Below are 25,263 nucleotides of genomic sequence, written 5' to 3'. Positions count from 1 at the left end.
TGTCCGTTTAGGCAACACCGCTGGCTATAATACTCTAGTAAGTAAAACACTAGTTGTCATTTATTTTTTAGCGCAATAAGTGTAAGAGGGTGTAGATACTTTCGGCATCAAATTTGAAGTTAGCGTCCTAAAATGGTTGAAATATTGATGTTCACTTCATTCCCTGGATTCATCGCTTACTAGTTGATCGACGTCAGCGCCTGTCAACGTAGCCGTATTTCAAGGTGTCTACAGGTCCTTATGGCTGGCATCTCCACTTCGGTCTGCTCGAGGCAAGTGCTGAGGCACGAGCGAGTGCTATCTACAAATTCAGCCTCAAATGGATTTGGAACTCAAACGACCGATGCAAAATTGTGCTCGTTTGAGTTCCAAAAGTATCAACTAATTTCAGGATTGGATGATCATCTAGTATTACGCGTTACTTGCTGACCATCTCACCGCGTTTAGAAGTCGCTGTGGCTGCTTCACTGCCATGTTGCTTCACCAGCTGCGCCATGGCCTGGTCTTCCGAGCTGATTTCGGCATCCTCGCCGTCGGTATTTGACATCTTGTGCATCAGGCGCTCCGCGAGACGCCACAGGGTGGCGGCTTCACTGATCATCATCACCGGAATGCTGATCCCCAGACGCACCTCGACTGCCGTCATCAGCTCCACCCCCATCAGTGAATCGAAGCCCATATCATAGACGCTCTTATTGACGTCAATGGCCGTGTCATCGATCAGTAGAATCTTGCTCAGCTCGCCTTTGAGTATCTCAACGATGGCCGTCTGAAGCGCCTCACCTGTAAGCCCTGCCAGTATCGCGGCGATATCATCTTGCTGTGCCTGACTGGAGTCATCCTCACCGGCGCGACGCGCGATTTCCTCAAAGCGGGGTGTAGCGGCGGTTGGTAGGAAGCGTGCAAGCGCGCCCCAGTCCAGTTCTAGCACGCCCAGTGAGCGACCTGGCAGGCCGAGTGCTTGGGCCTGTTGATCCGCGCTGATCATCTTGCCGAGACAGGCCAGGGCATGGTCTGCCATCAGCGCATCGCCACCGAGGCGATTCTTGAGTGCTTCGCGCGTCTTCTCGTTGCGTGCCAGGAAGCCGGCATCCTCGATCGCGCCCCAGCGTGCGCAGGTGGCGGGCAGGCCACGTGCACGACGGTGGGCGGCAAGCCCCTCCAGCCAGTGGTTGGCCGCCACGTAGACGCTCTGTCCCGGGTTGCCGAACAGGGTGGTAGCCGAGGAGTAGAGCACGAAGAAGTCAAGCGCATGCTCGGCACTCAGGTGATCCAGCAGGCGTGCACCTTCCAGCTTCGGCGTCATCACACGCTGGATACCCTCGGCATCGAGATGGCGAATCAGTGCATCATCGATTACCGCGGCGGCATGAATGATGCCCTTGAGCGGTGCGATGCCATCGGCGTCAGCGGACTTGCCGAAGCGTGCGAACACCTTTGATAACGCGGCCTCATCGGCGACATCGCAGGCCAGCGCATGCACGTTCACGCCCTGGGCCTCGAGACGCGCGACACCTTGCTGTGCTTCTTCACTGGCCGCGCCGGAACGCCCGAGCAGGACCAGTTCACGCGCGCCCATCGCGGCCAGCCATTCGGCGCTGCGCAGGCCAAAGCCGCCCAGACCGCCGGTGACCAGATAGCTGCCCGCCGGGTCGAATGTCAGTGTCTTTCCCTTGGCCGCTTGCGCGTCGTGTTGATGGGACACTGCACTGGCTGTCTGTTCAGCGGCGTGTTCGGCGACGCGCTGAGTGACGACGACCTTGCCGATCTGGCGGGCCTGCTGCATGTAGCGGAAGGCCTCGACCACCTGACTGGCATCGAAGGTGGTGTAGGGCAGCGGCGCCAGGGTACCGTCCTCGAACAGCGCCATCATCTCGCGGAACAGGCGCGTGGTCAGGCCCGGGCATTCCTTCATCAGCTGATCGGAATCGATGCCGAAGTAGCTGAGGTTATTGCGGAACGGACGCAGCCCCATCGGGGTGTTCTCGTAGAAGTCGCGCTTGCCCAGCTCACAGAAGCGCCCGAACGGCTTGAGCACGCGCAGGTTCTGGGCGATGGCTTCACCGGCCAGCGAGTTGAGCACCACATCGACACCACGCGCATCGACGGATGGGTCACGCTGCTGACGTGCGGCGAGATCGGCCAGGATATCCTCGGCGAAGCCATGGCTGCGCGAGTCATAGACGTTGGTGATGCCCATCAGCGCAAGGAAGTCGCGCTTGGCCGGCGAGCCGACGGTGGCGAACACCTCGGCGCCCAGCCATTCGGCGATCTGCAATGCCGCGATGCCCACGCCGCCGGCGGCGCCGTGAATCAGTACCTTCTCGCCTTCTTCCAACCGTGCCAGATGCTTGAGCGCGTAGTAGACGGTGAAGAAGGTGGTCGGGATGGTCGCCGCGGCTTCCAGGCTGACGCCGTGGGGCACATGGGCCAGCGCCGTGTCGGCGATCACCAGACGGTCGGAGAAGCTGGCCGGGCCGAAGCCGACCACGCGCTCACCGACCTTGAATTCGGCATTGGTACCGGCCTGAGTGACGATGCCCGAGAACTCGAGTCCCAGGCTCGGGCCGGAGAAGCCGTGTTCGATGGCCTCATCCGACAGCAGGCCGAGGGTGTACATGACATCGCGGAAGTTGAGGCCGGTCGCCTCGACACGCACTTCGACTTCGCCGGCTGCCACGGCGGGCAGAATGCGTGGCTGCCATTCCAGATTGCGCAATTGGCCGGGCTGGCTGAAGCCGAGGCTGACGCCGTGGCGCTGGGTGCCTGGGGCTTTAGAGGCTGATGTCTGCGAGCCTGAGATCTGCAAGCGGGCACTCTCGCCACCAGCGGCCTGCTGAGGCGCTGCTACCTGACGCAGGCGTGTCGCGAAGCGCGCGCCAGTAGCATTCAGCACCACTTCCTGCTCGTGATCCGGCGCTTCGAGTTCCTGTACCAGCGCGCCCATCAAGGCCGGCATGCTGACGGCGTCGTGCTCCAGCGTCGGCGTATCCAGCAGGCGAATGGCCAGCGACTGGCTCTCGTTGGCCAGACTGCGCGCAAAGCCCCAGCTGGCGGCATCCGCCGGCGGGGTCGCCGCGGGGGCGCCATCTGTCTGCCACAGCGTCGCCACGTCATGTGTCAGCACCCACAGGGTCGGGGCCACGCGGCTGTCGTCCTGCTCCTGGGCGCTGTCAAAGGCCTGGGCGACTTGCGTCAGCAGTTGTTGGCGTGCGCACTGGAGAGCATTGGTGTGATCCGCACCATTCTGCTCAGCTGTCGCCGCAGCACTGGGCAGCGCGATCAGGTGATCAACGTCGCCAAGCTGCTCGATCAATGCGGACACGTCCGCAGGCAGGCTGGCTGACAGGCGCTGATGGCTGACCTGATGACCAGGCGCGGCGAGTGAGTCGCTCAAGCGCGTCAGCAGTGCTTGATCCGCCGGTGCCTGCGGGCAATCCAATAGCGCGATGGAGAGCGTGGCGGCTTGGCTTTCTACAGCTTTGCTTTCTGCGGCTAAGCTTGCCACTGCTTCGCTTTCAACTGATCCACTTGGCGCCGTCTGGCCTTCCGCAAGCTGTGCCTGAGCGGCAAGTGTCGCGGACAGCCACCAGGCACCTGATGTTTCAGTACCCAGGTGATCGCTGGCTAGGCTGTCGCTGGCAGGCGCTGGTGACTCGATGTCGAGGCCCAGCTGGGTCAAGAGACGCTGCCATTGCGCGATGCCCGGATGACTGCGCAGCTGCTTACCATCATCGAGGGCCAGAATCGGCCCGGCCCAGGCCGCCGGTTCACAGCCACACAGCAGCAGCTGCGCGCCGGGGGCCAGACAGGCGATCAGTGCTGTCAGCAGCTCGCGCGCCTGTGACGGTGCCTCGAAGTCCAGATGCACGATGGCGAGCTGAGCCTTGCGGGGCGTGGCGGTGTCCTCGAAGGACTCGCCCGCGATCACGTCGATCAGCGGCAAGTCATCCTGCAGGCGATTGGCTTCACTGAGGGCGCCGGCACTGGCGGCCACGAAGCGGTAATCCAGCGCCGCGTAGCGACCGTTGCGTGCATCCGCCTCGCGCAGTGTCGCGAGACGCTGGCCCAGCCAGGGGCCGCCGGCCCCCAGTTCCAGCACATCGAGGCGCTGGCCGGCAGGCAGAGTGGCAAGCGCGCTGCTGATGCGTTGATCGAGCTGTGCGCTCAACCACTGCCAGCCGGCATTGCCGACCGCCGTCTTGAGCAGCGTCGGGATCAGCGGCTGGCGCAGATGCTCCAGTGCGGCACTGGCGTCCGTCGAGAGCAGCGCCTCGCGATCTGCCACCGCTTCATCAGCGGTGCCGTCCAGCTGAGTCCCTTCTGACTGAGTCCCGTCCAACGGCATGCCGCGATTGAGCCATTCATCCAGATGCAGGTGCAGGCGACCGGCGGCATGCGTCAGCGGGAACTGGCCCGGGTAGTCGCGTACCAGCAGCTGCCAGATGTCATTGGCGGCGGGCAGATCCAGCGAGTTGATCTGCCAGTCGCCGTTGTCGAGTGCTTCCGTCAGGCCTTGTGACTCGGCCCAGTCGAGCAGGGCACGGCTGAACAACGGACAACGGCGCTGCCAGCGCGACAGTGCCTCGTGATCCAGGTGGGCAAGCTCCGGGTCGCCCGGCGCTGCGTGACGCAGCAGAGTCTCGTGGACGCTGGCGAGCATCAGGCTGTCGAGCAGCGGCTCCAACTCATCGCGGAAACATTGGCTGTCGGCCATCAGCATCTGTGCGCTGGCGGCCGCGTCGCTCTCACCAACATTCGCATCACCATCCTCACCACCATCGGCAGCCCCTGACGCCTGCATGGCGTCATTCACCAGGCCTGCGAGATCCAATACCGGTGCGGACGGCTGAGTGAGCGGGTGCGGTGCGGCAGTCAGTTCGATATCCAGGTAATCCAGATGCGCCGTGCCATCACGTCCCAGGCGTACGGCGCGGAAGCGGGCCTCTTCGGCAACTGCCACGGCGCGGCCTTCGGCGTCGAACAGCTCGAAGTCGGCACACAGGGAGTGCGGGCCACGCGAGCGCAGCACGACGCGTGCGGTGACGATCTGCGAGGCGCGTACCTGCTCACGCACCTGCAGGCGACCGACGCGCACCGGCACGAAGGCCATGCCATTGCTGGCCGCCATCTGGCCCTTGAGCACCCCCAGCAGCGGAATGAACAGCTGGAAGGCGCTATCGAGCACGCCGGGGTGCAGGTGGAAGTCGGCGTCCTGGCTGGCCATTTCCTCGGTCAGCGAGAAACGGGCCAGCACCTGCGGACGCGCAGTGCCCGGTGCGTGATGGTCGTTGCCCGCGTCGACCCAGATCTGCTCGGCGGCGCGGAAATGCGGGCCGTAATGCAGGCCGAGTTGTGCGGCAGCCGCCACGTGCTCATCGCGGCCGAAATCGGCGGCGCGAGTCGGCATGATCGGGGCGGCTCGCTCCAGCAAACGTCCACGCGTGGCGGTGAAGGCGCGCGCCACGGCGTGCAGGTTCCACTTGTCGGCATCTTCTGCGCGAGTCTCACGACTTTCCAGACGCATTGCGCCATTGGCGCTGTCCAGCGACAGGCGGGTCAGGCGCAGGGTGCTGTCATCGAGCAGCAGCGGGGCGCGAATCTCGAAGTCTTCCAGATCCAGCACGTCGGGCAGGCTGTCCGCATCGGCGCTGGCGGCCTGCCATTCGTGGGCGGCGGCCAGGCACTGCTCCAGATAGCCGGCCCCCGGGAAGACGGCGCTCTCGCCGACCTGGTGGTCGGCCAGCCACGCGACCTTCTGGGTGTCGAGCTGGGCTTCCCAGGTCAGGCGTTGCTGAGCGAGACGATAACCGAGCAGCGGGTGCACGTAATGACGATCCAGCAGACGCTGGCTTTCGCTGGTGGTCTGGATCCAGCACGGGATGCGTTGCCACGGGTAGCTTGGCAGCTCGACGAACTGACCGGCGACCGGGAACAGGCCGGTGATGTCGACGGCGCCGGAAAGCAGCACGCGACCGCGCAGATGCTCCAGGGCATCTAGCCCGGCATGGCGACGGTCGAGACTGGCGAGCACCTGGCCGGCGGGCGCCTCGTCACTGCGCGCCTTGAGGATGTCGTTCAGGTAGCTGCGCAGGATCGGGTGTGCGCCGATCTCGACCAGCAGGCGATGGCGGCCGAGGGCAGCGTTCTCCTCCGCCTCGGAGTGCCAGTTGACCAGCGACGTGACGGCGGCCTCGAACATGACCGGCTGCCGGATGTTCTCCCACCAGTAGCGTGCATCCAGCTGCTCGCCGGCAATGACGCTGCCGGTGACGGTGGAGATGAACGGGGTATGGGTGGCGCGGGGCGTCAGGCCGTCGAGGGATTCGAGCAGGCCGGGCTTGATCGGGTCCATCGCCGGGCTGTGGAAGGCGTAATCCAGCCCCAGTACCCGTGCGAAGGTGCCTTGGGCGGAGAGCTCCTTGCTCAGTGCTTCCAGCAGCTCACGCTCGCCGGCCAGGGTGGTGCCGCGCGGGCCATTGATGCCAGCCAGTGACAGCGACGCCCATTGCGGCTGCTCCAGCCACTCGCGCATTTCACACTCGCCGAGGCCGACGGCCATCATCGCGCCGGTGCCCCGGGTGCGCCCCTGGTGGTAGCTGCGCTGGAAGATGACGCGGGTGGCCTGTTCGAGCGTCAGCGCGCCACTGGCCCAGGCGGCAGCGACTTCGCCGACACTGTGGCCGGTGACGGCAGCGGGGCGGATACCGCGTTCGATCAGCCATTCGGTGATCGCGACCTGCAGCGCGAACAGCGTCGGCTGGGCGATCTCGGTGGCGTCCAGGCGGTTCTCGCCTTTCTCGCTCAGGCTGCCGTCCAGCTCCTTGAGCAGCTCGAAGCCATTGAAGTCGCGGAAGGCGACATCGAGGCGCTCGAGACAGGCGCGCACGCTGGCGGATTCTTCCAGCAGGGTACGACCCATGCCGGCCCACTGGCAGCCATTGCCGGAATACACGAACACCGGGCCGCGCTCTTGCTGCACGCTGCTGACGACTTTTGCGCCATGGCGTGGCGATGCACCATTGTCGCTGGCGCTCGGCAATGCTGGCAGACGGTCTGCCAGGGTGATGCGTGGATGGTCACCGAGATCCCCCTCGCTGCCGAGGGTGTCGAGGTCCTCAAGCAAGGTGGTGAAGGTATCCGCGCTGAGCAGGGCGCCATGCACATGGTGCTCGCGACGAGCGGCCAGCTGCCAGGCGAGATCGTAGAGACTTGGCGCCATGTCGTGGGCGGCGAGCTCACGCAGGTGCTCTGCCAGCTCCAGCGCGGATTGCTTGAGCGCCTGTGGCGAACGGGCGCTCAGGCGCAGCGGCGGCGTCTGTTCGCCTTCAGTATGCGGTTGCGCTAACGACTGTTCGGGGGCACTTTCCAGCAGCACGTGGGCATTGGCGCCACCGAAGCCGAAGGAGTTGACGCCGACGACCAGGCGCCCGTCCGCCTTGAGCTTGCGCGGCTGAGTGACGATATCCAGATTCCACTCGTCGGTACGAATCTTCGGATTCAGGCGCTGGATCTTGATCGTTGCGGGCACTTCACGGTGCGCGATCACGCCCAGTGCCTTGGCCAGGCCTGCCACGCCAGAGGCGGTTTCCAGGTGACCCATGTTGCTCTTGATCGAGCCGATCGGCAGCGGACTGGAGCGCTTCTGGCCGATGGCGGCACCGATGGCGCGGGTTTCCAGCGGGTCACCGACTGCGGTGCCGGTACCGTGGGCCTCGAGGTAGTCGATCTCGTCCGGGCTGATGCCGGCCTGCTCGCAGGCCTGTTCCATCAACTGGATCTGCGCCGCCGGGTTGGGCACGGTCAGGCCGGACTTGTAGCCATCGGTATTGACCACGGAAGAGGCCACCACGGCGAGAATGCGATCGCCATCTGCGATGGCCTGATCGAGATCCTTGAGCAGGAAGACGCCGCCGCCTTCGGAGCGCGCATAGCCGTCGCCGGCCTCATCGAATACCTGACAGCGGCCGGTCTTCGACAGCATCGTGGCCTTGGAGAAGATCAGGAAGCCGTACGGATGCAGGTGCAGGCTGATGCCGCCGGTCAGCGCCATGTCGGTCTCGCCGCTTCTGATCGACTGGCAGGCCTGATGGAAGGCGACCATCGAAGAAGAGCAGGCGGTATCCAGCGACAGGCTCGGGCCGTGCAGGTCGAAGGCATACGACAGGCGGTTGGAGGCCACGCTGGAGGTATTGCCGGTCGCGGTATTCGGGCCGATGGCGCTCAGGTCATCCGCCATGCGATAGGAATAATCCAGGCTCGCGATGCCCATGAAGACGCCACAGCGTGAGCCGCGCATCTTCTCGGCCGGGATGCCGGCGTGCTCGATGGCTTCCCAGCTCATCTCCAGCAGCATGCGTTGCTGAGGGTCCATGCTGGCGGCTTCGCGCGGGCTGATGCCGAAGAAGGCGGGGTCAAAGCCGGTGATGTCGCCCAGTGAACCTGCGGCGAAGCTGTAGCTCATGCCCGGGGCTTTCTTGTCCGGGTGCGAGAGAGACTCCTTGCTCCAGCGGTCGTCGGCGACTTCGGTCACCATGTCCTTGCCGGCCAGGAGGTCGTCCCACAGGGTGGCCTGAGTGGTGCCGGGGAAACGGCTGGCTGCGCCGATGATGGCAACGCGTCGGGTCATGACAAGCTCCTGAACTTCTGAGTCACGGCACTGTGGCGAGCATGTTTCGCGGTCGCCTTCAGCAGCGCACTTCCTAATGTATCGATATTGATGACGCGCGGGTCGCCCTTGCGGCATTGCTCGTCAGTCTTGAAGGGCCCTTCGCAATCGAGGGCCCACTCCATCAGCTCCGGGTCCTTGTCGCGCACGGCCGCCATGGTCTGGCGGGCGGTGTCGTCGGACTCCGGCAGGGCGCTGGACCAGATGAAGCTGTCGGTCACGCCATTGGGCTCGCCCAGGGTCGTGTAGACCTCGGGCATGATCGGCACATGGTCTCCATAGAAACACAGCAGCCCGCCACGCGGCAGTCGCGCCAGCGCGGTGGTGAGCTGATCGATCATCGCGTCGGCATTCACCAGATGACGCAGATAGATGCCCAGTTCCTGACAGTTCTCCGGCAGGTCTCCGTCGTACCACTCCGCCAGACGTGCACTGTCGAAGGTTTCCAGGTGCAGCGGGCCGTGATTCTCCATGGTGATCACCTGGATGAACAACGGCGTGTCGCCGGCTTCCAGCAGGCAGTCTTCCACCTTGGCGGCCACGGCGGCATCACTGATGTACTGGCCACTCCTGTCGGCATCGCTGAAGTGGGCGATGTCGAGGAATTCATCGAAACCGAGCTGTTTCAGCACCTGATTGCGCAGGTAGAAGGTGCCCGGGTAGGGGTGGATGCACAGCGTGCGATAGCCCATTGCCTTGTAGCTGGCGGCCAGATTGGGCACGGCGCGACGCGCCAACTGATGGTAGGGATTGAACTGGTGCACGCCGAGCTCCTCGGCGGTCAGCCCCGTCAGGAAGGCGGTCTCGGTGCGCACGGTATTGGCGCCCCACGCCGGCACGGCCAAGCGACCACATGGCAGGCCCTGGGCCAAGGCGGTGAAGTGGCAGCGGTCCAGGTTCGGCAGCAGGTCGTCACGTACCCGGGGATAGACGCGGCGGGCATCGAAGAATGATTCGCTCTGCACGCTGACCACATGGGGCAGTGCCTTGGTGGCGGCCTCGTCATCGAGTTCGCGCAAGGTGGCGTCGAGTTCGCGCTGTGCCTCCTCCAAGGGGTTGCGCAGCGGCGTCAGCGGGCGACGCGCCAGCCGCGCATAGGACAGCAGGTAGGCCACCATGCCCAGCTCGCTGAGGTCGAACTCGGGGACCAGCATTACCTTGCTGGCCAGACGGTTGCCCAGGGCGTAGACCAGGAGGCTCGCGCCGAGCAGTGCGCTGATCAACGGCACCAGCCACACAGCGGCATTGCCTGAGTAGGCGGCGGAGAAGCCCAGCGCGGGCTCGAGCCAGAGTCCCAGACCGATCGCCAGCGCCCCGGCCGTGGTCGCGGCGATGGTCAGCCCGATGCCGAAGAAGGGGATGTACAGGCGCGGATGCTTGATGGCGTCGGTGAAGTACTCGAAGTCCTGGCTGAGGAAGGGTTCGCGCAGCGACACGTACTTGGTGTGGCTGACCTGCAGCACCACCAGCCATAGCGCATTGACGACGATCAGCGAGAACCAGGGGCGCTGGGTGATCAAGGTGCACAGTGACCAGCTGGCGCACCAGTACCCGACATGTGCCAGCCTGGCGCTGACGGGGCGACGCCAGAATGCGGCTGGCGGTGTCGTCATCTGTTTCAGCAGCAGATGCTCAAGCCCCAGCGTCAACCCGAGGCCGACCAGCAGTGGCCCGGCCATGAAAGACACAAACGCAATGACAAACTCCATGTAATGCCGACCTCGTTAGCCTCTGCCGTCGCAGGGGCTGTGTAGTGTCCGGTCGAGTACTCGACCCTGATCAAGATCCATGGCGACGAGGGGAGTGACAAGTCGGCCCCTCGCCGCAGTATTTTCAGGCGCTCTGGTGTCCAGATCCTGATCGTTCCAGCGTATTCAACTGACGCTATGGCGTTCCCGCCACTGTCTTCCTTAATCGATCCTGCACGATGTACTCCAGTGGCAGGTGCTGGGGTATTACGCTAACTCATTGTCATGACAATGGAAAAAGCTGAGTCATCGCCTGCTGCTCATGACGGCCCGGCTCACGGTTCAGGCTCACGAAGACGCAAGCCCCGATCAATGAGTGTAATTGAACCACCCGAGCAGGCGCTGGGAGATTCCGGCGGGCAGGACACTCAACCACCAGCACCCGAAGTTGAGCGGGAAGGGGAAGCTGATACGCGCCCGGTTGCGCGCTGCACCCTTGAGGATGCGGCGTGCGGCCTTCTCGGGTGGTATCTCGAAGGGCTTGGGCCCTGGCATGGCCTCGCACATCGGCGAGGTGACATAGCCGGGCATGACGACGGTGACACCCACGCCATGGGGTTTGAGCCAGCTGCGCAGGCCTTCGCCATACGCCTTGACCGCCGCCTTGCTGCCGCTGTAGCTGGGCGTCAATGCCAGTCCATGCCAGGCCGCCAGGGAGCTGAGCAGTACCAGCTGACCACTGCCGCGCTGTTTCATCGCCATGGCCAGATGGTGAGCCATGCCCAGCGTGCCGATCACGTTGGTCTGCAGCAGGCGGCGTGAATCCTCCCAGCGCTCTCCGTTGCCCTGGGGGCCGATATCGGTATTCATGCCGGCATTGGCGATGGCGATGTCCGGCACGCCACGCGCGCAGACTTCATCCAGCCAGGTGAACAGGGTCTCTTCATCACACAGGTTGAGTACCGTGCATTCCACCTCGGCGCCCAGCTTGCGGCAGTCGTTGGCGATCGCATCGAGCTTGCGCTGCTTGCGGCCGGTGAGAATCAGCGTGGTGCCCGTCTCGGCGTAGGCGCGCGCCAGGGCGCCGCCTATCTCGCCCGTGGCACCGGTGATCAGGACGCGCCGCAGGCGGCTGGCATCCTGCGCGGCTTTCGCACTGGCGTCGCTCTCTGCAGGTCGGTTATCCGCTCGGTGAGTGCCAGCGGCGCGTTCAGCGTCGGTAGGCTCTGGCTGCTGGGGGGGCATGGCCGTCATCTTTGGTCTCCTTGAATCCCGACACCGAAGGTCGGCAGTTCCCTTGCGTTTCTCGTTATGGTCGGGTGAGAGAGGCTGCCATCGTTGGCGTGTCTCACCGTTGTTGCGTGGTCCAGCAGTCTTTTCGCATGTTCAGCAGCGGCTCAACATGTTCTCCAGCGGCGAGCGTTCGGCGCACAGTATCTTGGAGGCGCCCAACACGGCCAGTTGCATACCCGGCTTGCAGTAGAAGCCGCCATTGAGCTGCACGGTATGAATCACCGTATTGCGGAAATGTCGGAAGAGCGTGGTGTCGGGGCGCTGGCCCTGGGTCCAGAAATCATGCAGCGAACCCTGGAAGGTTAGGCCCGGCAAGTTGAAGATCGGGTCGCCCATGCAGAAGGTCGGGCAGCGATACTGCAGCGCCACGTTGCCGGTCGTGCTGTTGACCGTGATCATGCCCTTGGCCTGCTGCAGCAGCTTCTCCAGATTGCCGCTCTCCAGATAGACGATACGCCCGATCAGATCGTAGCGGCGCTCCAATGAGCGAATCAGTCCCGGGTAATCCACCAGACCCATGTCGAGGGGATGGTTCTTGATCACCAGGCGTGCACTGCGTGGCGCATTCAGGGCGAAGCTCTTCATCACTCGCTGGATGACTTCCTGCATGTTGGCGAAGCGCGAATGGTGGCGTATCTGGGCATCGGTATTCAGCTGCAGCGGCAGCATGTAGTAGGGCGCGCCACTGCCCATCAGCTGATCGATACGCTTGGCGTCACGCCGCTTGTACCAGCGCATCAAGGGTAGTCGTGTCGCATAGCCCGCATATTCCTGCACGGCGTGAATGCTGTGCGGGCGGTAGCGCGGGAACAGCAGCGGATTGGCCGCTCCCGCCAGGTGGTAGGTGATGTCATGACGCGCACGCTCACGGAAGGAGGACTTGAAACGCTGCGGCGTGGGGGCATCTTCGAGATGTCTGCCTGCCTCACGGAACCAGTCAGGGTCGCGTGGCAGCAGGGAGTGGCCATTGACGCCTTCGCGCTCCAGTGTCACCCAGTAAGGGCGGAAGTAGCCCTCCTCGAACACGTGGGTACGGATGCCGAGATATTCCGCCTTGAGCACGGCATCACGATGTACCGGGCGTCGGTCGCCGAACAATACCTGATCGGTGACGTGATGCTTGCGCCAGAGTTCGGCGATCCAGTCGCCGAGGTCCTCAAGCTTGCCGCGATAGGCATACGCCTTGTCGTGGCGCCAGTAGAAACTGTCGCCGCTGTTGAAGTTGACCTTGATGACCTCATGGCCACCCTGCTTGAGCTTTTTCGCCAGCTGCAGGAAGAAAGGCGAGCACACCCCCTGCAGCAACATGAAGACGCGCCGGCGTCCCCCCTCACGGGGGCGCAGCTGGATATCGGGTGCCTTCGATGCTGCCCAGCCATCGCTGATGAGAGGGGCTGAAGGCTGACTCAGCGGGGGCGTCAAGACGGCATCATCAGACAGCTTTGCAAGAGCGCCATCGCCCATGATCCGCTCCAACGCCTGCCCAAGCCTTGCGCTGACAGGCATGTCGGCACCGGTTGGTGGCGTGAGGCTGAGGGTTGGTGTCAGACGTCCATGTTCCATGAGTCAGTGCTTCCCGATGAACAATGCTCGATAGCCGCGATATAGCCGGGTTTTCCAGGGTAATGAAAGTCGCATGGTGCCATTCCTGAGCATGCTTCGTTGGCGTTCAAGTATTGTGACGACTGTTTCGGCATTGCATAAGTCCCCCCGATCGGGATCCACGTAGATCGGATATTCGATCAGCGCACCAGCGACAAGGGCATCCACGCTCAAGATGCGCGTCCGTCTTGGACAGTCGATTTGGTCATTAGTCAACCCCCAACCGGCATAGAAGGGCAGGCCATGGGTCGTGACGGGCACTCCTCGTATCAGGGCTTCAAAGCCGGCCAACGAGCACAGCGTATGCAGGCGGTCGATCTGTGTGAACAGATCGCTGATATTGCCCTTTGAAAGCTCGAGGTCATAGGTGCCGGGCGTTTGCGACACTTCTCCCACACGGCCTCCTGATACAACGTCAGGATGCGGCTTGTAGATCACGTAAGCTTCAGGATGCAATTCTCGCGCCGCCTCAAGCAAAGCCTGGTTGGTACGAATGCCGGGGCAGGCATGGCGAATGGAGGCGTCCGATTCCACCTGGCCCACCACAAGGACAATCTCCCGACCCTGAGCAAGCTCTCGCAAGTCGGGCAGCGTGTCGTCCTGATAGTTGTACTTGCTCAACCCCAGCGAAATGATGCGCTCTCTCAGTCGGCGTGCACGGGCCAGCTCTGCATCACTTGGCTCATGATGCTCCAGCCACTCTTCTAGCGTGCTGGCTCGGCTGGCATCGAAGTGCATGGCCTTGTCGTCAACCACCAGTGACAGGGGGCGGGTGAGGTCGACACCCAGGCCGACTGAGCGCAGAAAGCCATCTTCCATCATCCAGAGTTCACCGCCTGCCTTCCTCACCTGCGCTTGGCGCTCTGGCGGCGTACGGCCAGCCCAGCTCAATATTCTCTGAGGGGGCGAGCCGGTGTCCTGCGGAGAAAGACGTTGCAGCGCGCGTTCAGGCTTCTTCTCGAAACGCAGCTGAGACCAGGGGCCAAGGAAATAACCGATGAACTTCTGCTTCCAGCCAGAAAACTCGAGCCCCTGCCAGCGCCCGGCAAGTCTGGTAGCCATTCGCTTCTGGTCTGCAAGCAGCTGGATGATCTCTTCGAGCGTCGCGACCTGCTGGGTATAGGGGTTGGCATAGCGGCTGTATTCGAGATAGGCCGCGGCAAACACCTGTTCAAGCGTGCGTGACTGCCCTCGGCGCGGACATTGCTGCCGATCATCCGTCAGACCCCAGCCGGCATAGAACGGCATGCCGTGGCAGGTCACCGGCAGGCCTGCTATGAGGGCCTCGAATCCAAGCTGGCTGGTCACGACATGGACGCCATCGACCTGTTCGAACAGGCTCCAGGGGTTGATGTCGTCACTCAGCAGCGTGCAGCCAAGCTTGCGCGCCTCCTCCAGTAGATAGCCGCGCTTCTTGCCAGCGATCACATCCGGATGCACCTTGACCCACACCTCGGTTCCCTCGATGGCACAGGCCTCCCTCAGCATGGCAAGGAAAGTCTCCGGGCTGGCCATGCCACCCACGACAGACGCATCCTCGGCGGTCTGATCCACGATGAGAAGTCGCTGCATGCCAGGCTTTCGGGCAGGGAGCTTGCGCTCTGGTGCATGGTTGTACTTGCTCAAGCGATGCATGCGCAGGCTTTCGAGAGCCGCGCGCGCGCGCGCCAGCAACGCCTCACTCTGACGCGTCGGCGCTTCATTGATCAGTTGCTCGAGATCGCTCGGTTGGCGCGCATCGTAATAGATGCCCTGATGATCGACCACCATCGCCATGCCAGGGTAACCGGCGCTTGCCAGGGTCAGGGAGCGCAGGAAACCATCCTCCAATGCGACGTAGGGCAATCCATGCTCAAGCGCATATTGGCGCGCGCGCTTCGCAGTAGGTTTATGCCCCCAACCCACGACACGAACGATGCTTGTCGAGGATTTCTGGCCTACGAATTCTAGCGCGGTATTTAGCCCTTCCGATGCCCCGAACTCTGATAAAGATTCAGTCTCGCTCGCTGCTGGATGTCGTTCTTTTCCTACATTTTTTCCGCCCAGTGTACCTGTTGGGGCACGTCGCTCGGCAGCGAAGAATAAATTCTTGTAGGCGAGAGAGTCGTAATTTTTCTGACATGAAATGGGTGTACGCCCTCTTGTCAGTGGCAGCAACTCGGGAATGAAGCAAGCAAGAAGTGGTTGGCGATAAATACCTGAAGAAAAACAGAGCGATGCCCCAGAGGTCGCGTCATTCGTGACATCTGCTGATCCATGCCGAGCGTGAGAGGCGCAGGGCAGAGCACGCATGAGAAGCCCCCATCCTTGATTCATTGCCGCCTTCAGCATGCAGGGTGTCCGTTTCAGATATGAAAAGTGACTGCTTACTCGTGATGCTCAGCACGACTGGTGAGGCTGTCGTGGGAGACCGTTGACTCAGGGTCCGCAAATAGGGAAAGTACGCAAAGTGACGAACGAATTCAATCAAGTCTTTGCTCGCGATATTGGTAGCAGGCAAATTATTAACAGGTGCTTTATTTTGTTTGTCAGCTTTTTCACTGCATGCTTCAGCAGTAATAGCTTTGCTGCTAAAGTGCAACGCTCTGCCATGCATTTTCATTAATGCTTGAGCTTCATATGAACGTGAAGCGCAGGGCTTGACCAGAAGAAGCGGCAGGACGCCAAGGGAACGCTAGTAGATGGAAATCGCGCAGCACATGGATGCTTTTATCACCCTGGTGGTGACGGTAGGAGTGTTGGCAGGGCTTGTCTGGAATCGTTGGCCGGCGGAGTGGCTGATGATGGCCACTGCCGTGTCGTTGATTCTGCAGGGCGTCAATGCATTTGCCCCTTTCGGGCACGCTTTGGCCATGGCTGTCTTCCTGCTTGCTGTTCGGACTCTTCCTCTATATCGACACCCGCTGACTGCTGACATAGCCCATGGGTGTCGCCTTCCTCTTCAAAGTCGCTCAAGAGAAAGCCATCTGGCTTGGCTCCTTTCAAGGCGAGATGCTCGGCGTGGGTTGTTAGCACCTCGCCGTGCTAGCTGCCGAGTCATCATCAGAAATGGTGCAAGGGGGAGTCATCGAAGTGACCCAGCGGCGTGTCAACCTCAAGTCAATTTCATTGCAGAGCTGGAAGACATGCGCACCATCAGAAACTCCAGTCTCCGGACGTACAGGCAATACCAGTTTCTCACGTGGGCCCCCTCCACATGAATCGGTTGCTGCTTGCAGCCATGCTTATTTTGAGGCGTATGAACCTTCTTGCCGCACAGCGAACCGTGTGGAACCCGGTTCTACTAGCTTATGCGGCCCTTTGCAGCATCAGGACACTTTCATGAACCAGAAATTTTATCGTCAGGCTTCAGTCCGTATTGTTCGCTTGGCCTGTGCAGCAGGACTTGCCTTGGCTATTTCGGGATGCGCGACCTCCTATCCGGAATCCACCGGTGCCGGCAGTACCAACCTGGCCAATTTGACCGGCGCTGCGTCGCTGCCGGCGGATGTCTCGTCATTTCTCGACAGCGCCGCCCCTGGCAGCGTGATTGCCGTGCCGACCAGCCCCTGGGGCAGCAATGTCGAAGTAGTCGCCCATGAGCGCTATTTCGCAGCCAGCGGACGTATCTGTCGCGAGCTGACGGTCTCTAATCAGCGTGATCTACCCAGCAAGGAACTGTCGTGCCGTACCAGCAATGACGGCAAGGCCGGCGAGGGCACCTGGGTGACTCAGCGGTTGGTGACTGGCCTGCTGGAAGAAGCCCGCTGAGGAGTTTCTCAACAACTTCTCGCTGAAAGGCCCATACCGGGATCAGCGCGAAGCGACTACTGCAGGAGGCAGGCTGGTGTGGCCGGCACTGTCACCCCTGACCGACACTGCACTATTTTTTGCACAATTTTCTTTGCACTACGAGGGGCCTAGCCCGATGACGATTTCCAGATTCTTGCTCCGGGCCGGGTGCCTGGTGGCGGTAGCGTGCCTGAACGCCAGCCCTGCCATGGCAGCCGGCCTGGACAGTGGCTCCATCCTGTCCAGCAATGACCAGGCCTCCAGCATCCCGCAAAAGACGGACAGTGTAGAAGACAAGGCGCGTGCCGATTGGCGTAGCGGAACCTACGGGCCGCTGACCTCCCGTGCGCAGACCGACCCTGATTCCCTGCCGCCGTTCGGCGAAAACCTCTTTACCGGTGGTTTCCGCGGCATGATGGCCGATGGCCTCAACAGCAGCTACACCATCAAGCCGGGTGACCAGATCACTCTGCGTGTCTGGGGTGGGGTCGAGATGGAGTCCGTGCTGCCTGTCGATGCGCAGGGCAACATCTTCCTGCCGGGCATCGGTCCGGTGAAGGTGCAGGGCACCACCAATGCCCAGCTGGATGGCAAGGTACGCAGCGCCATTCAAGAGGTGTATCCCGAGAACGTCAGCGTCTACACCAATCTGCAGGGCGTGCAGCCGGTGGGCGTCTTCGTCACCGGGTATGTCAAGAATCCGGGACGCTACGCCGGGACCCCGAATGATTCCATGCTCTATTTCCTTGATCAGGCCGGCGGCATCGACCAGGCACTGGGCAGCTACCGCAAGATCAAGATCAAGCGCAATGGCCGCGTCATCAATACGGTCGATCTCTATGACTTCCTGATCAACGGCGAGATCGCTCGTCCGCAGTTCCGCGATGGCGATACCGTCGTCGTCGAGGAACGTGGCCCGGCGATCAGCGTGGTCGGGGATGTCGAGCGTGATTACCGCTATGAGCTCACCGACTCGCGTCTGAGTGGCGAAGACGTCCTGAACCTGGCGCGTCTCAAGTCGGGTGTCTCTCACGTGCTGCTGCGGGGCTCTCGTCCGGACGGCCCCGTCTCGCGCTATCTGCCGGTGACGGAATTCCGCGCTGCTGACGTGCGCGCTGGTGATGAAGTGCTGTTCAGTGCCGACCAGCGTGACGAGACCATCGTCGTGCAGCTGGAAGGCAGCTTCTATGGCCCGTCACGTTATGCACTGCCGCGCGATGCCCACCTTGGGGAATTGCTCAATGCCGTCGGGGTGCCGAAAGGGCTGACCGATTACCAGAGCGTTTCCATTCGTCGTGAGAGCGTCAAGGAACAGCAGGCGCAGGCACTGCAGGACAGTCTCAAGCGTCTTCAGGCCACCTATCTCGGCGCGTCTTCATCGACCACCGAAGAATCCGAGCTTCGTGTCCAGGAAGCCGAGATGATCGAGAAGTTCGTCGAGCAGGCGAAGAAGGAAGAACCGACTGGACGACTGGTCGTGGCGCGTGAAGACGGCAACATCGCCGATGTGCGTCTGCAGGATGGCGATGTCATCACCATCCCGGAAATCAGCGACTCCCTGTTGATCAGCGGCGAAGTCGTGGTGCCCCAGGCCATGGTCTACACCCAGGGCATGACGGTGATGGATTACATCAACAGCGCCGGTGGCTTCACGCAGCACGCGGATGAAGACCAGATTCTCGTTGTGCGTCAGAACGGCGCCGTGCGTCGCGCTGAAGAAGTCGAGCTGCGCTCGGGTGATCAGATTCTGGTACTGCCGGAACCGCCGACCAAGAACCTGCAGCTGGCCACCAGCATCACGCAGATCCTCTATCAAGTTGCAGTCGCTACGAAAGTTGCGATTGACCTCTGATAATGGCCATTGAAATGAGTACTTCAACTGAACGCTCCTCAAGCGACGACAAGAGCGGGCCTAAGACCCGCTCCACCTGGGCCGTGACGCGTAGCGTCTGGTACGCGATGTTCATCCGCGAAGCCATTGGTCGTACCATGGCGGACCGCATGGGCTGGTTCTGGATGATAGCGGAGCCGATAGCACTTATCGGTATTATGATATTCATCCGCTCCTTTGTATTAAATGACAGATTAATTGTCAACGCAGAGTTTATACCTTGGTTGATCGTGGGCTTAATGGGGTTTCATCTCGTCAGAGAAGGAATGATGCGCGGCATGGGAGCTATCAATGCCAACCAGGCGCTGTTTACCTATCGTCAGGTGCAGACATCGGATCCTGTCATGGTGCGTAATTTCCTGGAAGGTATGCTGCGGACCTTCGTTTTCCTGCTATTCATCGCTGGAGGTTTGCTGCTGGGAATACCCCTTGTCCCAGACGATGCCCTTTACGCTCTCTTCAGCTGGTTATCCCTCTGGGGTTTGGGTTTGGGGTTGGGTCTGACGCTGTCAGTAGTCGCTACGCTCGTAGAAGAGCTGGAAAGAATAGTCAAGATCATTAGTCTGCCATTATTGATAATTTCTGGTGTCATATTTCCTATCAATCATCTACCCCATTGGCTTTTGGAATATTTGATGTGGAATCCAATCCCTCATGGACTGGAGTTGCTCCGACTCGGATTCTTCGAGGGATATCATGTAGTCAAGGGGACGAGCCTGCTCTATCTGTGGTTCTTCATCTTATCATTGAATGCACTTGGACTGATGTTACATATCCGTTTCTCACATAAACTCAAGGCGAAGTAATCTATGAAAGCCTTTATGACTCGACAGCCCCATTGGGCATTGGCATTGATCGCTATCGTGTTAGTAACTTTATACTGGTCCTTGTGGGCATCGGATCGTTATGTGTCGAAGGCAACCGTAGTGCTCGAAAGCCCACAGGTAGCTTCAGCAGACTTTAGTGTGTCTTCCTTGCTGACAGGGGGAAGTTCTGATAAGGACTTGCTGCTGCTGCGTGAATATCTGCTTTCTACTGATATGTTGAGATTGGCTGATGCAAAGCTCAGCTTCAGAGAGCACTACAGTCAACATGGTGACTTCTTTTCATCACTAATGGATCAGAATGCTCCAATCGAAGAGTTACATGATTATTATCTTCGTCGAGTCAAGATAGAAATGGATGAATACTCAGGGGTTCTAGTAATCGAAGTGCAAGCTTATACACCAGAATTCGCCCACCGTATGACGGAGCTTTTGCTTTCGGCCGGTGAAGACCATATGAATGAAATGGGCCGTAGACTGGCAGAAGAGCAGGTTACTTTCTTGGAAAAACAGCTTGGGCGATTGGAAGGACGCTTGGATGACGCCAGAGAAGCTTTGTTGACATTCCAAAACAAGGAAGGCCTAGTTTCACCGACGAGCACAGTTGAGAGTATCAATCAGGTAGTGGCGACCCTAGAAGGCCAGTTAGCCACTTTACAGGCCCAGCGCAAGGCGCTAGGAAGCTATCAAAGTAATCGTGCTTCTGACATGCGCCGCGTACAGGCCGAAATAGAGGCAATGCGCGAGCAGATTGCCAAGCAACGTGATCGCCTGGCACAGGCGACGGGCGGTTCACTTAACAGCATTTCGTCTAAGTATGAAACATTAGAACTCAAGGCTAAGTTTGCTCAGGAGACCTACTCCAGTGCGCTCGCTGCGCTCGAAAATACACGTCTTGAAGCAGCTCGTAAGTTGAAGCAAGTTAGTGTGTTACAGAGTCCTCTTATGCCAGAATATTCTACTCAACCTGAGCGTCTTTACAATATTACAGTTTTTGCGTTGATCACTATCTTTCTGGCATTTATTGCTAGCATGTTGATGCTGATTATCAAAGAACATCGGGACTGAGCTATGATAGAGATCAAAAATCTCTACAAGCGTTACCACAATCATCATGGTAGCGATTGGGTTTTACGCAATATCAACCTGACAATTCCATCCGGTGTGAGCGTTGGTCTCATCGGTGCCAATGGTGCTGGCAAGTCGACCTTGCTCAGATTAATTGCCGGAATGGACACTCCCGAGCGTGGTGAAGTCATTCGGCATAGTCGTGTGTCTTGGCCAATCGGATTATCTGGCGGGATGCAAAGCAGCATGACAGGGCGCCAGAATGTCAAATTTGTGGCACGTGCACAGGGGCGTGCGAAGGACGTTGCTAAAATAGTCGACTTTGTGGAAGACTTCGCGGAAATCGGTGCGGCTTTCGATGAGCCAGTCAGAACCTACTCTTCCGGAATGCGTTCACGTCTTTCCTTTGGTCTCTCCTTCGCGTTTGATTTTGATGTATATATATCTGATGAAGCTACTGCGGTAGGGGATAGGGCTTTTAAAGCGAAGGCTCAGCAACTATTTCAGCGACGTATTGGACAAGCTTCACTGATAATGGTTTCACATGGAGAAAGGATTTTACATGAATTATGTGAAGCTGGCATATATTTAGTGAATGGCAAAGCATTATGGTTCAGTGATATAAAGGATGCTATATTAGCGTATCATAGCGATATTGATAAGATAAATAATAGTCCAGGGAAAACAAGTAAAAAAGTTACAGTTCATCATAGTGAGAAAAATGATCTAGAAAAATTGATAGAGCAGCAAAAAATAATGAATCAAAAGCTTTTAAAACATGATGGTTTGCTACAAGCTTACTTAAGTTTAAAAAGGTCTGGAATAACTGATAAAGAAAGTAATAGGCTAGAAAAAATATTGCGAGACTGGTGGGAAGAATATAAAGCGGCACAATTAGAATATAATAAAATTGCATTGACGTGCAATGTTCTTGACAAAGCGCGCTATAATCAAGAAAAGAATCGTTTAAATGCTTCTTTGGCCGGACTTAATAAACTTAAAGAACGACAAACAACTATGACCCTGTATGATGAAGATACACTTATATCTATAGATAAAGCGATTGATGTTATTACTAATAAAAAGAGCTTGTTGCAACTGCAAGGCTCTTGACTTAAATCATAGCTAGCATTAGTTTATTGAGGCGCTAAAATGACTGTATATTTATCTTCTGATTTTATTATGACAAAAGAAAAGGAGCAATTTTCGAATAGAAAATGGGTGGTCGATATATTATCTTACCCTATTGGTAAAGCTACAGGGTCTAAGGTTGTAGAATTTAGTTCATCTTTGAGTAATAATGATAAGTTTTCCCGTATTAAGTTTTTTGAAAAATCTGGTATCGAATTAAATATTCACGAAGTACAATTCTGGTACGATGCTAATGAGATTTCAGATGATTCTTTAGGCTATTTAAGTGAGTTTCTGACACCAGGCGATGTGATAATTGGTTATGAACTATCAGAACAAACTAGATATCTACTTGATAAAATTAACGTCACTTGGATAGACTTTTGGCTACATCCAGTACGTTTCTTAGATGATATTTTATTCGGATTTTCTTCATCTAATGAAGATATACATAATAAAATATCAGAATTTAGAATAGACGAAGAAATATTTAAGCTTTATGCCAATAGGCTTAAAGTACAGTTTTATAAGGGGTATCGTCGACCTTCAATAAATATACCTGATAACTCTGCTCTTTTTATAGGCCAGACACTTAATGATAAGGCTATTTGTTCAAACGGTAGAATGTTAAATCTTTTGGATTTTAAAGAAAAGTTCGAAGAGCTAGCTAAAAAATACGATAAAGTTTACTATTCACGTCATCCCTATGTGAAAAAGGGTGATGAAGAAATATTAAAATATATTAATGAGCATCCCTCTGCTTCATTTATAGATAAACCTACTTACTCTTTATTAGCTAGTGGAAAAATCAAAAAAGTAGCTTCGATATCCTCTTCAGTAGTCCATGAAGCTGCATGCTTTGGTATATCCTCAGAGTTCTGGTATAAACCTGTATTTCCTGTTGGTGCAGGCTTCCCTAATTATCAAACAATTTATCAAGAGTTTATTAGCCCCCACTTTTGGGCTGATATTTTATCACCAATTTTGTCAACAAAAAAATGTGATCGGGTAATGTTTCTCGATACAAAAGATAAGCTTAGAGATATGTTGGCTTTTTATTGGGGATATAAAACTGTTGATAAAGTCGAAGATATTAGACAGACTCTGTTAGCCGTGGATCGAAGAGTCCAAAAGCTATCTGCGCCAAAATCGATTACTGAAAGTATATCTAATATAAATAAAACTAAAGTTGAAAAAGTTGAGCCTCCTAAAATTTTGTTAGAAAAATATTCTGCTAGGCTTAATCAGTGGAAAAAATTAGTAGATAAAGCAGAATATGTTTCTTTTGATGTGTTTGGTACTTTAATAGAAAGACCTCTTTCTAACCCTAATCATGCTTTTGATATCTTAGATAGTAAACTGCCTGCTGAGCATGAGTTAAAAGGTATATTTAGATCTGAGAGGGAAAAAGCTAGGAATTTGATAACACCTGATCTGCGCACCTGCGGCGAAGAGATCTCAATAGATGAGCGATATTCAGCACTCCAACAAAAATTTAAATTAAATAATGACGCTACGTATGAGCTTAGTAATTTAGAGCACGGCTTAGATGTTAATCTTTGCATGCCTAGAAAATCAGGCATGGATATTTATAATTATGCTGTATCTAAAAACAAAAAGATTGTTATAATATCTGACATATTCTATAGTAGTGCTTTTGTTAAGGAGCTTTTATCTAACGCCAATATAACTCATTACCATAAATTATACGTCTCGAGTGAAACACATTTACTGAAACATACAGGTAATATGTTTAGTTATGTAAAAAAAGATCTGGACATAGCTAATAAGAATGTGCTTCATATTGGTGATAACTTAAGATCTGATATCGAAAAAGCTAAAGATCACGGTTTAAATACTCTACATATAGAACGGTCCTATGATTATTTGCATAATAAACATCCAGTACTAAAGTCCTTAGAAAAACAAGATAGTAATGAATTTCTTACTAGCAAGAGCATCACTAAGTCTCTTGTGTCTGAAAAAATATTCATGAGTGAAGCTAGTATATCTGATACTAGCTTCACTGCAGGTAGTGCAGAATTACTAGGTTACTGTGTACTTGGCCCGTTATTTAGTGGCATGGCAGAGTGGTTATATAAACAAGCTGTGAGTCAGGGTTTAACAGATCTTTACTTTCTTGCTAGAGATGGCGAGATTATTAAGAGGGCCTTCGATAAATATAACCATAAAATTGGTGGTGAAAAGATTAAAAGTCACTACCTATATGCCTCCAGAAGGAGTGTAAACGTAGCAGCTCTGAAAACTACTCAAGACCTTATTGACTTATTAAGTTTGAATTTCACGCCGCAATCGATCGGAAGCTTACTCGAAACAAGATTTGGATTGAGCGATCCTAATATAGTTATCGTCAAAGAGGCAGGGTATGAATCTCTCTGCGATCTTGCTGATTACAAGAAAGATAAGGACAAACTTCAAAGACTTATCGTTGGTCTTTCGCATGATATCTTAGATAACGCTGCCCACGAGAGAAGGAATCTTGTAAAATATTACTCTCATAAAGGTTTATTCAGTGCTGACAGTGTTGGTATAGTCGATATAGGCCATGGGGGAACTCTGCAAAGGTCGATATCTGTTTTTTTAGATAGACCCGTAACGGGATTTTATTTCGTCACATCGAAAGACATTCAGAGAAATGTGCTTGATAATAATATGCACGCTTATTCATATTTCGCGAGTGAGCTTGATATAGACAAGGAAAGTTTTAAGTTATATCAAAAATATATACTGATGTTTGAGAATGTATTCTTAAACAATCAGGACTCCTTTAAAAAAATAGACATCGTAGGTGAAGATTTCAATCCCGTATTTGTAGTCAATAACACTGATAAAGCTAGGAAAGAATTTATAGAACAAGTCCATAATTCTATCGTTGAATTTAGTAGTGACTATAGTGACGTGCTTAGTAAAACTTCAAGCCACTTTAATTATGTTGGGCTATCCTCTAAATATGCTGTCACTCCTTTTTTAGATATGCTTGAAAAGCCTAGCCCACAAGATGCAATGTTGTTTTCTGATATCGAATTTGAAAATATATTTAGCGGTAGAAAGTCAAAAAAATTAATTAACTTGAACCCTGGTGATAAAGATTCTACATTAGCTTACAGCTTGTGGAAAGAAGGCGCTATTGTGCTGTTTAATAATACTCCCAAACCAAAATTAAAGTTTAATTTGTTAAATTTAATTGTGAGAAAGTTTTCTACAGAGAAGCAGTATCATAAGTTTCTTAAAGATCCATATAGTTTTTTTAATGACTCAAACAATAAACTAATCTCTAATTTTAAATATTTTTACAAGGTTTCTTAA

The 25,263-nt window shown here is 56.3% G+C and carries 11 protein-coding genes; 6 read left to right on the top strand and 5 right to left on the bottom strand.

Annotated elements, in window-relative coordinates:
- Window positions 1–418: 418 nt before the first annotated feature.
- The 5 genes from R1T44_RS12280 to R1T44_RS12260 all read right to left on the bottom strand — a co-directional run bounded on the left by R1T44_RS12280 (window position 419) and on the right by R1T44_RS12260 (window position 15,582).
- Window positions 419–8,629: a type I polyketide synthase gene (locus tag R1T44_RS12280; RefSeq protein ID WP_317292109.1), complete on the bottom strand. Its 8,211-nt coding sequence runs from the start codon at window positions 8,627–8,629 to the stop codon at window positions 419–421.
- Complete coding sequence (locus R1T44_RS12275; RefSeq protein WP_288388071.1) at window positions 8,626–10,347, bottom strand: LTA synthase family protein; 1,722 nt, start codon at window positions 10,345–10,347, stop codon at window positions 8,626–8,628. Before R1T44_RS12275 ends, R1T44_RS12280 begins: the two co-directional genes overlap by 4 nt.
- A gap of 378 nt (window positions 10,348–10,725) precedes the next feature.
- Window positions 10,726–11,610 (bottom strand): SDR family NAD(P)-dependent oxidoreductase, encoded by an 885-nt coding sequence (locus R1T44_RS12270; RefSeq protein ID WP_288388070.1) that lies wholly within the window; start codon window positions 11,608–11,610, stop codon window positions 10,726–10,728.
- 132 nt (window positions 11,611–11,742) lie between these two features.
- Window positions 11,743–13,212, bottom strand: a complete 1,470-nt coding sequence (locus tag R1T44_RS12265; RefSeq protein ID WP_317292108.1) for a capsule biosynthesis protein — start codon at window positions 13,210–13,212, stop codon at window positions 11,743–11,745.
- Window positions 13,213–13,215: 3 nt separating this feature from the next.
- Entirely contained in the window at window positions 13,216–15,582 is a 2,367-nt protein-coding gene (locus tag R1T44_RS12260) for a capsular polysaccharide biosynthesis protein (protein ID WP_288388068.1), read from the bottom strand.
- Window positions 15,583–16,641: 1,059 nt separating this feature from the next.
- Here R1T44_RS12260 and R1T44_RS12255 point away from each other — a divergent pair.
- From R1T44_RS12255 to R1T44_RS12230, 6 genes are all read left to right on the top strand, one after another.
- Complete coding sequence (locus tag R1T44_RS12255) at window positions 16,642–17,001, top strand: DVU3141 family protein (RefSeq protein WP_288388067.1); 360 nt, start codon at window positions 16,642–16,644, stop codon at window positions 16,999–17,001.
- Window positions 17,002–17,230: 229 nt separating this feature from the next.
- A complete protein-coding gene (locus R1T44_RS12250) occupies window positions 17,231–18,874 on the top strand; it encodes a polysaccharide biosynthesis/export family protein (RefSeq protein ID WP_317292107.1) in 1,644 nt (547 codons plus the stop codon).
- Window positions 18,875–18,876: 2 nt separating this feature from the next.
- Window positions 18,877–19,719 carry an ABC transporter permease gene (locus R1T44_RS12245; protein WP_317292106.1) on the top strand — a complete coding sequence of 281 codons (843 nt, stop codon included), beginning with the start codon at window positions 18,877–18,879 and terminating at the stop codon, window positions 19,717–19,719.
- Between the two features lie 3 nt (window positions 19,720–19,722).
- A complete protein-coding gene (locus R1T44_RS12240) occupies window positions 19,723–20,805 on the top strand; it encodes a chain-length determining protein (protein WP_317292105.1) in 1,083 nt (360 codons plus the stop codon).
- A gap of 3 nt (window positions 20,806–20,808) precedes the next feature.
- Complete coding sequence (locus R1T44_RS12235; RefSeq protein WP_317292104.1) at window positions 20,809–21,918, top strand: ABC transporter ATP-binding protein; 1,110 nt, start codon at window positions 20,809–20,811, stop codon at window positions 21,916–21,918.
- A gap of 39 nt (window positions 21,919–21,957) precedes the next feature.
- Window positions 21,958–25,263, top strand: a complete 3,306-nt coding sequence (locus R1T44_RS12230) for an HAD-IA family hydrolase (protein WP_317292103.1) — start codon at window positions 21,958–21,960, stop codon at window positions 25,261–25,263.

The organism is Cobetia amphilecti, from assembly GCF_032923285.1.
Classification (GTDB): domain Bacteria; phylum Pseudomonadota; class Gammaproteobacteria; order Pseudomonadales; family Halomonadaceae; genus Cobetia; species Cobetia amphilecti.
The sequence above is the reverse complement of the archived record's forward strand: the minus strand, read 5'-3'. Positions and strand labels throughout refer to the sequence as shown.

Coding starts and splice junctions, on each gene's coding strand:
- R1T44_RS12280 (WP_317292109.1), bottom strand. CDS start 8,629: ATGACCCGACGCGTTGCCATCATCGGCGCAGCCAGCCGTTTCCCCGGC.
- R1T44_RS12275 (WP_288388071.1), bottom strand. CDS start 10,347: ATGGCCGGGCCACTGCTGGTCGGCCTCGGGTTGACGCTGGGGCTTGAG.
- R1T44_RS12270 (WP_288388070.1), bottom strand. CDS start 11,610: ATGACGGCCATGCCCCCCCAGCAGCCAGAGCCTACCGACGCTGAACGC.
- R1T44_RS12265 (WP_317292108.1), bottom strand. CDS start 13,212: ATGGAACATGGACGTCTGACACCAACCCTCAGCCTCACGCCACCAACC.
- R1T44_RS12260 (WP_288388068.1), bottom strand. CDS start 15,582: ATGCTGAAGGCGGCAATGAATCAAGGATGGGGGCTTCTCATGCGTGCT.
- R1T44_RS12250 (WP_317292107.1), top strand. CDS start 17,231: ATGGCAGCCGGCCTGGACAGTGGCTCCATCCTGTCCAGCAATGACCAG.
- R1T44_RS12245 (WP_317292106.1), top strand. CDS start 18,877: ATGGCCATTGAAATGAGTACTTCAACTGAACGCTCCTCAAGCGACGAC.
- R1T44_RS12240 (WP_317292105.1), top strand. CDS start 19,723: ATGAAAGCCTTTATGACTCGACAGCCCCATTGGGCATTGGCATTGATC.
- R1T44_RS12235 (WP_317292104.1), top strand. CDS start 20,809: ATGATAGAGATCAAAAATCTCTACAAGCGTTACCACAATCATCATGGT.
- R1T44_RS12230 (WP_317292103.1), top strand. CDS start 21,958: ATGACTGTATATTTATCTTCTGATTTTATTATGACAAAAGAAAAGGAG.